We start from the raw sequence: 14,858 nt of genomic DNA, 5'->3' as shown, positions 1-14,858 counted from the left end.
GTTGTAATATTTTATCCTTCAAAGATACGAGCGAGCAAAGTTTTTATTTTGATGGTGACGTTTGTCAAAGACTCATTAAACCCCAAACATTAGCGAATAAAGCCAAAACACTTGGATTAGCCAATGATTCTCTAGATAAGTAAAATATGCAGCCAATTAACATGTATAATGGCAGCTTTGGGGATAAACCGTTTAAACGGCCATTAAAAGGATGTGCCTGTATTGAAATACGGATAAAACAAATGAGGTAAATATGACAGAAGAAACACAAATAGAATTCATACAAAATAATCAGGAATTAATCCAAAAATTTCTTGAGGAATCCAAACCTCTCGAAGATGAAATATGTGCTAGTATTCAAGCAACTATCGCCCAATTTTTATTAAACACACGCATTGAATTAAATAAACGTGCAAATGGTCAACAGTGGATTAGCACAGAAGACATTATACAAGCACAAGTAACCGTGTTGAGGCGCTGTATAGTCGATTTGGAGCAGTATTATATAACACTACGAGATGGCGGAACTTTGCAGTGAAGTAGCAATTTTTCTCTCGTTCATTTCATGTTTTTAAATAACGACTTAGCTTAGAAAGCTTGGGTCTATACTATTATTAATGTAAATATTTTTTACTTTTTATCCAAATGCATCATCAAACGTTAGCAATTTTCATCTTTATGGCTTTTTCTACGGTCACTTCAGCACAATGTATCCAAGACCAATATGGAGAAGTAGTGTGTGGGAAGGGAGCTTGCCTTACAGACAGTAATCTCAAGGTGGTTTGTTCACCTTATAAAAATGGCGAATGTGAAAAAGATAGTTATGGGAAAGTTATTTGTGGTCCTGGACAGTGTTTACGAAATCGTGACGGCTCAGTGGTTTGCTCCACCTATCCAGAAGGTGGCTGTGCTAAAGATCAATACGGTGAAGTGGTCTGTGGCGCAGGAGAATGTGTTAAAGACAGAAATGGCATGGTTGTTTGTGGGGGCGAAGGTGAGAGTTGCGAACTGAATTCTTATGGAGAAGTTAAGTGTGGTAAATAGTGTTGTAGCCTGGTTGCCCACAACCAGGATTTTAAAATAATCTTTTTATTCTCGATAAGGTGCGCCTAATTCTGGTCCCATTTCAGGTGCAGGTGCTTCTAAAGTGCGTACATCTGCTGAATGAGCTCGCATTAGGGTATCTACGCTTCCTGTTACAGGCTGTCCATTAAATCGTTTCGGCGCAAACATCGAGGCAGGAATGGGTTCGCTGTAGAGCACTTCTCCTAATGCATTTTCTCTGTGTAGAGTTCTACTTAGAAGTTCCATTTTTCTCGTTGTTGACTCCATTATTTGTATACTACAACAGGCGGCGAGTGCTTTAGGAAGCGCCTTATTGCTTAAAATAGCCATTTTATCTGCTTCTGTTAATTCAGAGCGATTCATTGATAAGAGAATATCGGTACTAATTTCAGCGAGACCTGCAGCGATGGCCATTCTCAGCGGTGTTGTTGCCGTTGTATCTTCTGTGTTTATGGCTCCTTTTTGTAATAGGAGCTGCACTAATTTTCTTTGCTCTAGCGCAGGATTTTCTATTACAAGATGCAAAGCAGTCATTCCATCATTATTTGTTACATTTGGGTTTCCGCCATGTTCAAGGATTAACATGGCTAATGACGTATCTCCTTTTTTGAACGCTTCTAAAAGTGGGGATTTGCCTACATTAGGATCTGCCCCTTCTTTTAATAACAGTTCTACTAGATCTCTACGGCCTGCTCTTACTGCGATCAACAAGGGGGTTTCTTCTGAGTTATCCAGGATATTAGGATTAGCTGGAGCAAATTCAGCATGTAACAATTGGTGTGCAATCGCAAGATGTCCTGATTTAACAGCGAGATGCAAAGGGGTCATGCCGTCAGCGCGTTTTTTATTCACCTCAATGTGCGGATGACTCAGAAGAATTTTTACAGCATGAGGATGGTTTTGCATAGCGGCCACATGCAGCGGTGTATTATGGTCCTTGGGCTCACTCTCATTAGGATCCTGGCCAGAGTTAAGTAGCTGCTCTACAATCACTTTATTTCCTTTGTAAGCTGCTCGATGTAAGGGAGGCATAGAACCATGGGTTGCTAGCGATTCTGATAAACTGGTATGGGTGGTTCTACGTAAAACTAAAGCCGCTGTGTAGTCTTGGCTCGCATTTGTAACCTGCTCAAGCAATTCATCGCTCCATTCTAAGTTTAATCTGACCCCACAATCAGCAAAAATCCTAAGAACAGCCGGCTCGTTAAATGCATCGAATACTTCAAAAAAGCTATGAGAGCCTCGTGATGTGTAATCCGACATAAACGCTTTTATAAAATGATTTACATCATCCTCCAGGGTAGGGCTACTTCGATTAAGCTGCATATATTTTTCTAATCTTGCTACCATACCATATGCATGGCCTGAAATATTACCTGCAAAAGCAGAACGTCTTGCCAAAGGGGAGTAAGGAGCCGAGCTTCCTATTTTATCTGTGGTTTTGTTAATATAATCTTGTTGCGTTATTTCGTCGCCAAAGCTTGGCTGATTTGATACCATAACTCCCCGATTGCGGCTATGGATGGAGGGTGATGATAATGCTGTCGGTGATCCTGCCAGCGATTTGTGATGAAATCCGGGACGATACGTTTTTACGCGGTCACGGAAGAACTCAGATTGAGCAGATAATTCTTTATAGCGATGATGCATTTCTTCACGAGCATAGTGGGGCGGCTGACAGAAATCAATTACAGCACTGACTGCGTCTTTAACAACCTGAGCAGCCTCAGGTGATCCGGGAGTAATCCCGTCTGTCTCAAAACGGACACCGGTGATCGCCAAACAAATGCGGTTAATGCGTTCAAGTTCAACTGCTTGTCCAAGGAAGGTTTGGCCTAATCTTGTTTCAAAAAATCGTCTGGGATAATTTTTAGAGCGATTAACTTCATTTAAGCGTGGAGAGCGAAGTGTGATTGTATCCGCAAGAGCGCCTCCTATTGCCTCTCTGTGATTTACACAAAATTCATTTATTTTTGTTATCGCGTTTTCATAGTCTCTTGCCATATATAAGCGTCGAATGTGATTTAATTCTGCTTTTTGTATGCTACTTGCGCCTGATGGCGAGTCATTATGCAACACGTCTTTTAGTACTCCCAGCGTGAGTAAAATAAATTCTGAATAATCAAGCTCGGCTTGAATGGCTGTTTTATATTTTGTGGGACTGATTTTTCCGGTATGTTTTTGGGCTTCTACTGTTGTAATAATTTTTGCAGTTTCATGATAAGCATAATCAAGCAGTTGGAGTTCGTGTGGGGGCAGTATTTGTGCATAGAGCGTTTTCTTCATGCTCGTACTAATAAAACCATCAGGGACATTTCCAATTGCCCTTTCCAAAAGAAGAATTCTTTTGGCGGGACTTGCCGTCTGGCCATCTGCAGGCTCGACTAGCATTTTAATTAATGTGACTACTGTAGGGTTTAAAAAATATTCAAGCCGACCGCTTTCGGCCACTTGATTTAAACGTTCTTTGTCAATAGCTGCTAGTGTGGGTATCTCAGACAACATATTTCCCAAAATATCTCTGTCATTACTGATAAGAGCGGAAATTAATTTTGCTTTTTTTTCTGTAGGGAGATTGCTTAGATATCTGCTCAATGGGCTGTTAGGCCCATCTTTTAACGCGACATCAATGGAGACTCTCGCAATATTGATTTCAGCTGGCTCTCGACACAGTAATTCATAAATTCGACTTACAGCAGTCGTAGAATCTGTTATTTCATGTGGCCCGGTTGCTAAGGTATTGTTTCTTGTAATGCCATCATAGCGATCTAAGGCATTCTGCAACTCGTGCTTTTTTGCTGGAGTCATCTCGTCAATTAATGTTTTATTAGTCACTAACAAATAATCAAGCCAATCAATCGCAGGTCTTTTTATGCGGTCAGTTGAAGAGGTAGAGTAATGAAGCTGTCCTGCAGCTTGCAAAGGTGTTCTAATGCCAATAGAAGAGCTAAGAGCAGAAAAAAGGTATTGGCAAATATTCTTTTTTATAGGGAGAGGAAGATCATGGTCTGAAATTCCTCTCATTGCTTTTTCAAAGAGAGCCATTGTTTTGTCTTGTGTCAGTGCAGGCGCTCCATCTGCAGGTTGACATATCTTTGCAATCATATTGGCAACCAAGGTATTGGTAAAAGCACCATAATTAGCCACCTCCATGGCACTTTTATGATAGATTATTTGTTTTAATTGCTCTGCTGGGACTTCTGCAAGCCCTGGTGCATTTTTCAATATCAGATAAATATTATCTGCATTATTATTAATCAGTGCTGATAAAAACAATACTTTGTCTGAGTCGGAAAGATTTTTTAAATAGTTACTTAAAGCTCCTGAGGGATTGAACATTTCCTCTAATAGCCTGTCTTGCAAAGCACTTACTTCTGGCGTTACTCTGCAGAGCAAGCTCGAAATGCGCGCTATAGTAGGGCTTAGATCAAGGGGACGAGGAGGCGGATAAGATATGCTGAGTTGAAGCTCATTCGCCCCATTTCTAATTTGCTCAGCGATCCAGGATTCATACTTGGGGATAGACGCTCGAAGGCGGGAATTTAATTGTTCAAATGAATCTAATTCTGCTAAATTTCGTTGTAACTCTGCTGCTTCGCTGGCATTAAGACTGGCTACAATATTTTTCTGAATATGTAAAAGATAACCCAAGTTATATCCAGCTGCTCCCATAAAACCTCCAGGCGGTATTGCTCAGATATGATAAATTATAGACAATGCTTGGTCTTTTTGGTTTTTATTTGCCCCTTGATTGATAAAAAATCACCAAAAGAGCTCAATAGTTAACTCAATGGAGATGAGTACAAAGAGTGATGGATAAGCAGTGTCGATGAATTATTGATGATTTGTGGGAGTAATGGAGATGATTAGGAGCTTTTCCAGATCTAATTCAGATGAAGCGACAATTGCAATCGTTGCACTACAAAACACGCTGTCCCAAGCTTTGCAGTGCCTATTTGAAGTCATTTATTGTGTGTAATAAAAATTTAAAGCCATTCCATTAATGAGGGTTCATATCGCCGTCTGGTTGATTGGCCTCTTTGTGTCGCTCCGTTTGCACAAGATGAGAGACAGAACCAACATATTTATCTCTTAGTTCTCGAGCATGGGTTAAATGAACCAATTCATTCACCTGTTCACTTGTAGGAAACTTCTTTTTTTCTTGAATAAAATACGTAGAGACGTAGCGTTGAGATTCTTCGCGGATTATTTTTTCCATATGTATTGCCATTTCCGCATGACTCCTTTTGACCATGCCGGTACAAACGATGCCTTTAAAATCAATTAATTCTTGCTTTTCTGGTTCAGTCATAACTCGAATCGGACTCTCAGTGTAGGTTAGCTTTTCAATGGGTTTAATAAATTTCGCTGTGGCATTTGCATTCATTATTTCTTGACGCATTTCAGGGTATTTATCCCATTCGCCACCACCTAAAGAACAAGAAATTGCCAAGGCCTCATCATTACCCATGCGACTAATAAACGAATTAGCAATTGCGTGATAGTGTTCCTTTATCGTCTTGATTATCTCATCATCAAGTTCCATACCGCTATCAAACAGAAGAGCTGCTTCGGGGCCAAGTTTTTCTTTCATAAGTTGGGTTATCGTTGCTGGCCTCTCGCTGATACATGTTGCAACAGCTTTATCTACAAGGTATTTCTTTAAAATGGCAGCCGGCTCCTCGGAAACACTCCGGGTAACTGGTTTCACCATATAAACTTCACCCTTAGAAGAATCGCCATCAGGATAGTCCACGTAACCCATCCAGGGGAACCAGGTTTCCTTGCTATTGCTATTAAGACCAGAAGACGTGTAAAAGGGATACAGTACCGATGAATTCCCTTTAACTAGTGTAATTGTTCGTGCTTGGGTCTGATAAGCATGAATATCTCCATCTTTAAATGTATACATAAACCCTCCATGGTTTGCGGTGTTGTATGTTTAAATTATAGGCACAAACCAAGAGAGTTTGATTTTTGTTGCATGGCTATCAAAGAAAACAAGCAGCTAGCCTGGTTGCTTGCAAGCAGTATTTATCCGTGAGTTCCTGGCTGTAGTTCTATTGACGCAATTATTGCTTATGTTACATTTGGGCATTTAACGTCTTGGCGCGGGATAGGAAATCGAAATGGCTAAAAATAACAAAGATCTTGAAGATTTACAGCGGACTATTACGATACTCAAAGATGCTGCAAAACGAAGAGGAGATTCTCGTTGTGATGCTGCACTTGATAACCTATATTCAGCAATAGATACTTTAAAACAAAGTACATCTCTAATTACACGTATAAGCAATTATTGGAATGAGTTAACTCTGTGGCAAAAATTGCTAGGTGGGATTGCCCTAGGTGGTTTTCCTTTAGCACTGGGTGCGGTTGCCAATATCAGTTTTTTTATGGAAATAGCAGGAGCAAGTGCAACAGCCTATGCCCTGAGTTGGTGGCTCTTGGAAGACCATATCCAGTGTACCAAAGAGAGTCGAAATAGATTTGTTTCTTCTGCTAAAAATGTACTTTTTTTTGCCGCGAGAAATATGGAAATACCTCTTGAAGATTTAAATTTCAGCGATGATCTTGCGCCAACCACATGAACCCCTGTCCTGATTTGTGCAACATTGTAGCCTGGCTGCAAGCAGCCAGGCTAAGCTAACATCTTCGGTGCTTTGCACGTTTGCACCGTATACCAACCCGCTTAAGATATACGATCGACAGTGTTCGTTGATGAAAAAATAATACCATCAGGTCCTGCAGTTTGACCGCCACCGGCTCCAAACATGGTTTCTCCTGTTACACCTAAAATAGAAGGCAGAAACAATAAAGCGGCAGCAATAAAGACTAGAGAAATTGGTGTTCCAATTGGAATTTGAGTCGGATTATCTTTGTGCTGTTTAAATTTCATAATCGCCCCAATAGAAAATCCCAACCCAGCCAAATAAGAACCAGCGGTCACCAATTTAGCCAAGTTCGTGAATGAGCTAGTAATGTTTGATGCCATTGTTCCTAAAGACACACCTCCGACAGTACCAGCTGCTGCACCGTGGCTTACTAATGTCAGAAATGTAAGACAAGCAATACTGCTTAACCAATATCTAAAACCAGATTTATTTATAATGTTACTGTTCACACCTGATACTCCTAAAATTAATGATTAAAAAACTCCTGACAATGATATTAGGTAACATGCCCTGAAAATTTATGGACTCTATGTCTTTCTTATTCTTATTGGCCTGCTATGTAGCGCAAGTATAATCTTATCTTAGTTGCTTGCAATAGGATTTTTCTAGAGTGTCCCGTTAGCCCCTTACCTGTTTTAACCGAATTTAAAATGAAGGTTATAAACTATTTAATCGTTATGAACAAAAGGCTTAAAAGGATTAAAACCAAGGCCACGTGCGCCACAACATAGCCAGTCGTAGCCTGGTTGCTTGCAACCAGGATTTTCTAGTGAATTTCCATTAGCAGGTGTAGGTTGGTTTGGCCAACATAGTAAGACCCTATCCATTATTCCACCATCCGCCGCCTAGGGATTGGAAGAGCGCGGCGGTGTCATTATAACGAGCTGCTTCAGCTTGAATTACTTTTAGGTGTATTTTTAAATAGGATTCTTTGGCTCTTAAAACAGTTAAATAGTTTGCTTTGCCGAGTTGGTGTTGCATTTTTACTATTTCAAAATATTTTTTTGTGTTTATTTCTGAATTGACTCGTTCGCGTAATAACTCGGCATCAAACTCAAGCGCATGTAATGCATCTGCAACCTGTTGAAAGGATTCAAGTACCACTTTTTTATATCGCGCAAGTTCATATTCATACAGAGCAATGGCAACTTTACGTTTGGCTCGTAATGCTCCACCTTTAAGTAGGGTTTCAAATATTTGCCCACCATAGTTCCACACATTATTTGCTGGATTGAACAAGGTACTCAGTGCCGTTGAGTACCACGCATAGGTGGCGCCTATATTTAATTTAGGGTAGAGATTGGCGGTTGCAACACCGATTTCTGCACTTGCTTTATGCAATAACGATTCAGAAGACCTTATATCCGGCCGTTGTTTGACAAGCAGTGAGGGTAGTGTCATTGGAAGATCTGTAGGCAATTGCATATCGCGCAGTGTAAAATTAAAAAACTCAGTTTCACTCGGTAATGAGCCTATAAGTACTGCAAGAGCATTATATTTTTTAGCTAAATCATTTTTGAGGATAGGGAGTTGCGCTTGAGTTTCCTTAAGTCGATTGTCACTATTGAGTGTTTCAAGCTCGGATGTATGTCCTTGAAGGTAGTTGCTATTTTCTATTTGCACCAATTTTTTTTGGCACTCTATCAGTTCTTTTGTTGCTTTAATTTGTTCTTGTAACGAGGCAATCGTAATGCCAGTTGTCACTATATTTGCTGTTAGGGTTAAATAGGTTGCTTCCAATTCAAAGCGTTCATAATCAATTGCGGCTCTTAGGGATTCTAATTGACGACGAGTACCGCCAAATAAGTCTAAATTATAGCGAACACTAATAGAGGTATTGTACAGATCAAATGTATTGACTGACGAAAACGGAAGTTTGGTTCCCGGAATCGGGGTAATATTAATTCCTGTGGCAAGTAAACTGTTTCGTTCACGACTTCCTAAAAACTGGGTATCTACAGTAGGAAATAAATTGGGCCCTGCTTCAGCAAGTAAATTAGCCTGTGCTTTGCGCAAATTAGCTTTGCTCATTTCTATTGATGGATTATTTTTTAATCCTTTTTCAATGAATGAATTTAATTCCTTGGAGTGGAATACTTCCCACCATGATTTGGATATATTTTTTTTAAAGTTGAAGCGTTGCGAACGGCCTCCTCGACTCTTCGCGCCAACTGTTTTCGTTTTCACCGGTCCTGCATTATAGTGAATTGTTTTGGGGGCATCGGGTGAATGAAAATTAGGTCCGACCTTACAACTTGTAAGGATTAATGTGCATAAAAATAAATAAATTTTTTGCATTTGATCTTCTTATATAACGAGAGCAAAACAATTCGCTTTAACTATCACGAAATCAAGTTGATGCTGACCGGCTGCCCTGGATGTAAATATTTAAATGCTGCTTTGCTTGGTTTTACCTCAACTCGATAAACAAATTTCGTTCTTGAACTTTCACTAAATATGTAAGGAGGAGTATATTCGGTTTTTGAAGAAATATAGCTTATCGTTGCCGGGTATGTTTCTCTGCACCCATCGCAGCTGATGGTTACTTGATTTTTTAATTTTAATTGGGCTAATAAAGGTTCAGGGATAAAAAAAACCACCTTTAGATTTTCAGGCGTCACAATAGATAATACAGGGCGTCCGGATAATACTAATTCACCAATGGTAAAGTAGGTATCGTAAATATAACCTGAAACGGAAGAGTACACTTTTTTGTTTGCTTTACTCCATTTGGCTTGGGTTAACCCTGCCATGGACGACTCAACTAATGCCTGTTGGGTGATTAATGATGCTTTCGCATTAAGGTAATCGTTCTTTACTTCTTCAAGTTGTTCTATGCTGACCCCACCTGATTTGACCAGTTTTTGATAACGGGTGAATAATGCACTCTGGTAATCAAGATTAACCTGTTTTACTTCGACTTGTGCCAACGCTTGTGCGAGCTCGGCTTTGGCTTTTTTGAGTTGGGATTGTTGGGGTTCTACGTCCAAAGTGAACAGCAATTCACCTTGGTTAATTGTATTGCCTTTGGAGACATCAAGGCTGATAAGATTGCCCGCAAAATTGCTTGAGATATAAGTATAATTTGCATCAACATACCCCTGCAGTGAATTGTTCTCTTGCTTGCAGCTCGCAATAAGTATGCAAATCATGAAGAAAAACAGCCACCTTGGAATGAGTTTTTGCATATTATTTTGATCTTAAACGAATTAATCAATTGAATTGAGAGAATAAAAAAACTTACCATCAAATGGTCATATCTGACAATACACTGATTTAAAATATATTAAAGAAACTTCAAAATGGAGGCATAGACTGTCAGTCATGATCATATTAAGATACGATACACAAAATGAGCTGTATCAACAAAATCATCTGCTATGGATATTTTCCGGGAAAATCCAGATATTGTTTTGAGAAAAATTGAGCATTTTTAATGCTCATTCAAGGATGATAAATGATAAAAAACGAATTTCTACGTATCTGGTCGATTGCAAAAAAGGAAATTATTCAAATTAGACGGGATTTTTTGATTTTCTCATGGTTAATTATTATTCCAGTTACCCAAATACTTTTATTTGGGGCGATTATTAACACGAATCCCAAACATCTTCCAACGGTAGTGATTACTTCTGAGGATACTCCTTTTACGCGAACTTTATTGCAGGGTTTAAAAAATACGAGTTATTTTTCAATTGAAACAATAACTCGAGATGAACAACAAGCTGCACGGTTATTACTTAGTGGAAAAGTACTTTTTGTCATTAATATTCCACCTAATTTTACCCGGGATTTAATTCGTGGAAAGCACCCGCATGTTTTAATTGAGGCCGATGCTTCAGATCCAGTAGCGGTTTCAAATGCGTTTCGTGCAGCATCCGAATTACCTGCCAAAGTTTTTGAACATGATTTACAAGGACCACTTAGTTATTTAGCGTCCCAGGAAGCACCATTCATTTTCGATATTCAGGCCAAATACAATCCTGAATACATTCCGCAATACAATACTATACCTGGATTAATTGCTTTATTAATCTTTTCAACGTTGACTGTATTGACTGCAGTATCGATAAACTCAGAATTTGAGCGAGGAACTTTTGAGACCTTACTAATCACACCTTTAACCCCAGCGAATATTATTTTTGGTAAGGTGATACCGTATTTTATTTTAGGGTATTTCCTTTTATTTATATTGTTAGCAATTGCTTATTTTATTTTTTCTATTCCTTTTCATGGCAGCTTTTTGTTGTTTTTATTACTTGTAGCACCTTACTCCATCTCGAGTTTAGGGACCGGACTTGCTATTTCAGCGATTACCCGCACGCAGTTTGCTGCGGTAGGTTTAACCAACGCATATGGGCTTGTAGCCATTATGGTATCGGGTTTTTTATTTCCATTTACTGGTGTGCCTCATTGGGCGCAATCGATAAGTCAAGTTATTCCGCTCACACACTTTTTAAGAATCACCCGCAATAGTATGTTAAAAGGAGCGGGTTTGGATATTTTATGGCCAGATACTTGGCCTATAATTTTATTTTCAGTCATTATTATTTTTTTGGGAATCTTACTTTTCAGAAGAACGTTAGACTAGGCTGATTGCAATTCTATTATTGGCTCAATCTAGCGAGACCTTAATAATGATTATGACTATTATGAGTACAGACGATTTATGAAAAAGAATTCTGAACATTATGAGGATCTTATTTTACAACATCCTCTTTTCTGTCTTCTCAATCCTACAAATGCACAGCAGTTAATTGGGTATGCACAATCTGAATCCGCTGAAGCAGGCCAAATTATTGCTGTAGAAGGTGAGGCGATAGACTGTATTTATTTTATTGTTTCAGGAAGTGCAGAAGTAAGCAGAGCGGTGCATACATTAGGAAAAAAGCAGGCTATGCGTATTTCTGAATTAAGGAAAGGAGATATTATTGGCCTATCATCTGAGGGATTTGTCTCGCATACAGGTTTACATACGGCTACTGTGAAAGCACTTAATCCTCTGCAGTTACTAAAAATTAGTCTTTATGATTTTCTTAGTTTTTTAGAACAGCCACAAATAAAGTATCCCAATTTAAAAAAATTAAGTGAAGAATTTCTTTTAATTCAGTTTATCCGCGCTCATCATCTATTTAGTAATTTTTCTCACGAGAAAATACAAACAATGGTGAAAACAGCCAAAAATATTAAGGTTAGTGCAGAAACTTGTTTGTATAAAGAAGGGGATATTGCTGATGCTTGTTATTATCTCTTCAAAGGCGAGGTTGTTCTTCTCAATTTAAAGAATAGTAGTTCTACTGTTGTTAAAATAAATCAAATGTTTGGGGATTTGGAATTTATGACGGATATGAAAAGAAAAGAAGCGGCTTTTGCAAAAGTCGATAGCGAATTGTTAGTTATTGAAGCTGAACTTGTTAAAAAATTTATATCCATTCAGCACCAGTCCTTATTTCAAAAAATTCTTTTGAAAATTTCGGGAAACAAGTAGAGTTAGCTTGTATAGAAATATGATTTTTTATTACTTCATCAATGAATAAGAGTAGTGTGGAAATAAATTGTTTATAGGTATTTTATGGATAAAAGCAATTATATTATCGATGTAAGGAATTTAACTAAAAAGTTCAATAAATATCAGGCTGTTAGGGATCTTAATCTTCAGGTTGAATATGGTGATATTTATGGTTTTCTTGGACCGAATGGAGCTGGAAAAACGACTTCTTTAAGAATGCTATGTGGTCTGATTACTCCTGATTCGGGTTCTGGTGAATGTGTTGGGTTTGATATCTTAACCGAATCTAGCCGGATCAAAGCGCTTGTTGGATATATGTCACAGAATTTTGGTCTCTATAAAGATCTTACTGTCTATGAAAATATGATTTTTTTCTCTGAGGTTTATGGAGTAGTTGATAGAAAAAATCAAATAGAAAAGTATTTGCACAAATTTGATTTAGAACAATACAAAGATCAGATTGCAGGCACATTATCTGGAGGGTGGAAACAGCGTTTGTCATTAGCCGTTTCTTTATTGCATGATCCTCTATTGTTATTATTAGATGAACCAACCGCTAATATTGATCCTAAAGCCAGACGAGAATTTTGGGAGCTGATGCATCAGTTATCAAGAGAGGGAATTACCATTTTATTGAGTTCTCATAATTTAGATGAAGTCGATAAATGCAATAAAATTGCCTATATGTGTTACGGAAGCACTTTGATGTCGGGAACGATTGAGGAAATTTTAAACTCTGTAAATTTAACCACTTGGGAAATAAAAGGAAAAAATATTGCGATGTTATCTCATCAATTGGAGTCTACCGAGGGTGTTGATCAAGTATTACGATTCCATAATACACTGCATGTAAGCAGTAAAAATCAGGAGCAATTATCTAGAGCAATCCAGCCCTATTTCGAAAATGAGTTTTTTTATGGAAAAATAATTGATTCGACTTTAGAGGATGTTTTTGTTTGGCTCTCTACGTTTGGCGATCAGAGATTATAAATGATAACAACAGATTTATATCGTGTCTTATCCGTTGCGAAAAAGGAATTTATCCAGATCAAACGAAATATGTCTACTTTTTTGTTTTTATTCTTAGTTCCTATAATGCAAATATTATTATTTGGTTTCATGATTAATACGAACCCCAAATACCTACCAACGGCGGTTATATCTTCTGAAATTGATTCATTTACTCGCACGTTATTAGAAGGTTTTAAACACACAGAATATTTTTCTTTAGATACCTTTGCCCGCACCGAACGCGAAGCAGAGAATTTGTTACTTAGCGGGAAGGGCTTGTTTGTCATTAATATTCCTCCTAATTTTACAAGAAGCTTATTGAGAGGAGAAAAACCACATGTGCTCATTGAGGCGGATGCTTCTGACCCCGTGGCGATTTCAAATGCATTTCGTGCTGCAGCAGATCTCCCAGCACAATTGTTTGAACATGATCTGCAAGGCGCTCTTGGCTATCTTCCTTCACAACAAACACCTTTTGAATTTGATATACACGCCAAGTTTAACCCGGAAGGGTTTTCACAATATAATATTATTCCGGGATTGATTTCCGTATTAATGTTTACAACACTGACGCTGCTCACCGCAATGTCCATTACAGCTGAATATGAGGTGGGTACATTCGAAACGCTATTAATCACGCCACTTAGTGCAGCAAATATTATCTTAGGCAAGGTTATCCCACATTTTATAGTAGGTTATCTTATTTTATTTATGCTATTAATCATTTCTTTTTTTGTATTTTCTGTACCTTTTTATGGGAGTTTCCTCCTGTATCTTTTCATTATGGCACCTTACTCTATTGGAAGTTTGGCAATGGGCTTAGCTATTTCTGCTTTTGCAAAGACTCAATTTCAAGCCGTTGCGTCAACTAATGCGTATATTTTAGTTGCAGTGATGATTTCTGGATTTTTGTTCCCATTCAGTGGCATGCCAATGTGGGCTCAATATATTAGCCAATTGATCCCATTAACACACTTTTTAAGAGTTACACGTAATATCATGTTGAAAGGGGCGGATTTTAGTATTCTCTGGCCTGATATTTGGCCTATTCTATTATTTATGGTTTTTATTGTTATTTCAGCAACGTTGCTGTTTAGGAAGACTTTGGATTAAAACTATTTTTGTAAGTATTCACAGATATGTCATCTCGGGAGCAAGAGATCCAGCTGTAACAAAATCAATGTATGAGCACCGTGAGGTTTCTGGAAACCTGCAGAAACCTCACAATTTGGAAGTTTTTTTATTGGAGCCCAAAAGAAAGTTGGCTCGAGACTAAGGCTTTGCTCTGCTCATTCCGGAACTTAATTTAGGCGATGTTGCCTGTGGAGTCTGAGTATTTTGACCAGGCGAAAACAACAAAAATGAATTGTTCCCGCGGGGTATGAATTCCTGTGAGCTTGGCTTTAGCATGCTGGATGATAAGAATGTATTGGGCTTTTCTGGAGTGGGTACTGCCAAGTTGTCCTTATCTGCAGACAATGTATCGGGATCACTTGTGCTCTTGAGGGCTGCTTTTGTTGTAACAGAAAGATGAGCTGCTCCGAAATTATGTGTCTCTTCCTGCAATACGACATCATAATTTTGCAAGCAGTTCTTTA

The 14,858-nt window shown here is 38.4% G+C and carries 14 protein-coding genes; 7 read left to right on the top strand and 7 right to left on the bottom strand.

Annotated features, from left to right (window positions below; genetic code table 11):
• Nucleotides 1-253: 253 nt before the first annotated feature.
• Entirely contained in the window at nt 254-538 is a 285-nt protein-coding gene (locus BGO44_RS11195; protein WP_273200370.1) for a hypothetical protein, read from the top strand.
• 140 nt (nt 539-678) lie between these two features.
• Nucleotides 679-1,044, top strand: a complete 366-nt coding sequence (locus BGO44_RS11190; protein ID WP_157070702.1) for a hypothetical protein — start codon at nt 679-681, stop codon at nt 1,042-1,044.
• 45 nt (nt 1,045-1,089) lie between these two features.
• On the opposite strand, the gene BGO44_RS11185 is transcribed toward BGO44_RS11190, so the two are convergent.
• Together BGO44_RS11185 and BGO44_RS11180 are read right to left on the bottom strand one after the other, a co-directional pair.
• Nucleotides 1,090-4,737: an ankyrin repeat domain-containing protein gene (locus tag BGO44_RS11185; RefSeq protein ID WP_273200368.1), complete on the bottom strand. Its 3,648-nt coding sequence runs from the start codon at nt 4,735-4,737 to the stop codon at nt 1,090-1,092.
• A 328-nt stretch (nt 4,738-5,065) separates the two neighbouring features.
• Nucleotides 5,066-5,977 carry a hypothetical protein gene (locus BGO44_RS11180; protein ID WP_273200366.1) on the bottom strand — a complete coding sequence of 304 codons (912 nt, stop codon included), beginning with the start codon at nt 5,975-5,977 and terminating at the stop codon, nt 5,066-5,068.
• A 217-nt stretch (nt 5,978-6,194) separates the two neighbouring features.
• On the opposite strand from BGO44_RS11180, the gene BGO44_RS11175 reads away from it, so the two are divergent.
• On the top strand, nt 6,195-6,656 hold the full coding sequence (locus BGO44_RS11175) for a hypothetical protein (protein ID WP_058509883.1): 462 nt from the start codon (nt 6,195-6,197) through the stop codon (nt 6,654-6,656).
• Nucleotides 6,657-6,757: 101 nt separating this feature from the next.
• On the opposite strand, the gene BGO44_RS11170 is transcribed toward BGO44_RS11175, so the two are convergent.
• The 4 genes from BGO44_RS11170 to BGO44_RS11155 form a co-directional block, all read right to left on the bottom strand.
• Nucleotides 6,758-7,189, bottom strand: a complete 432-nt coding sequence (locus BGO44_RS11170; protein WP_273200364.1) for a type IV secretion protein IcmD — start codon at nt 7,187-7,189, stop codon at nt 6,758-6,760.
• Nucleotides 7,190-7,408: 219 nt separating this feature from the next.
• A complete protein-coding gene (locus BGO44_RS11165) occupies nt 7,409-7,567 on the bottom strand; it encodes a hypothetical protein (protein ID WP_286823138.1) in 159 nt (52 codons plus the stop codon).
• Complete coding sequence (locus BGO44_RS11160; protein WP_273200362.1) at nt 7,560-9,038, bottom strand: efflux transporter outer membrane subunit; 1,479 nt, start codon at nt 9,036-9,038, stop codon at nt 7,560-7,562. Before BGO44_RS11160 ends, BGO44_RS11165 begins: the two co-directional genes overlap by 8 nt.
• Nucleotides 9,039-9,082: 44 nt before the next feature.
• Nucleotides 9,083-9,892, bottom strand: coding sequence for an HlyD family secretion protein (locus tag BGO44_RS11155; RefSeq protein WP_237760425.1), 810 nt, complete (start codon nt 9,890-9,892; stop codon nt 9,083-9,085).
• Between the two features lie 305 nt (nt 9,893-10,197).
• On the opposite strand from BGO44_RS11155, the gene BGO44_RS11150 reads away from it, so the two are divergent.
• The 4 genes from BGO44_RS11150 (at nt 10,198) to BGO44_RS11135 (ending at nt 14,373) form a co-directional block, all read left to right on the top strand.
• Nucleotides 10,198-11,331 (top strand): ABC transporter permease, encoded by a 1,134-nt coding sequence (locus tag BGO44_RS11150; protein WP_273200359.1) that lies wholly within the window; start codon nt 10,198-10,200, stop codon nt 11,329-11,331.
• Between the two features lie 78 nt (nt 11,332-11,409).
• Nucleotides 11,410-12,228 (top strand): cyclic nucleotide-binding domain-containing protein, encoded by an 819-nt coding sequence (locus BGO44_RS11145; RefSeq protein ID WP_058509887.1) that lies wholly within the window; start codon nt 11,410-11,412, stop codon nt 12,226-12,228.
• Between the two features lie 84 nt (nt 12,229-12,312).
• A complete protein-coding gene (locus BGO44_RS11140) occupies nt 12,313-13,239 on the top strand; it encodes an ABC transporter ATP-binding protein (RefSeq protein WP_273200355.1) in 927 nt (308 codons plus the stop codon).
• Nucleotides 13,240-14,373, top strand: a complete 1,134-nt coding sequence (locus tag BGO44_RS11135) for an ABC transporter permease (protein ID WP_058509889.1) — start codon at nt 13,240-13,242, stop codon at nt 14,371-14,373. It begins immediately after the preceding gene.
• Between the two features lie 159 nt (nt 14,374-14,532).
• Here BGO44_RS11135 and BGO44_RS11130 read toward each other — a convergent pair.
• A partial coding sequence (locus tag BGO44_RS11130) for a hypothetical protein (protein WP_286823137.1) occupies nt 14,533-14,858 on the bottom strand: 326 nt, incomplete at its 5' end.

Origin of the sequence: Legionella sp. 39-23 (assembly GCF_001897665.1) — a bacterium.
GTDB lineage: Bacteria > Pseudomonadota > Gammaproteobacteria > Legionellales > Legionellaceae > Legionella > Legionella steelei.
Note: the sequence above shows the minus strand (reverse complement) of the source record. Positions and strands in the feature narration are given on the sequence as shown.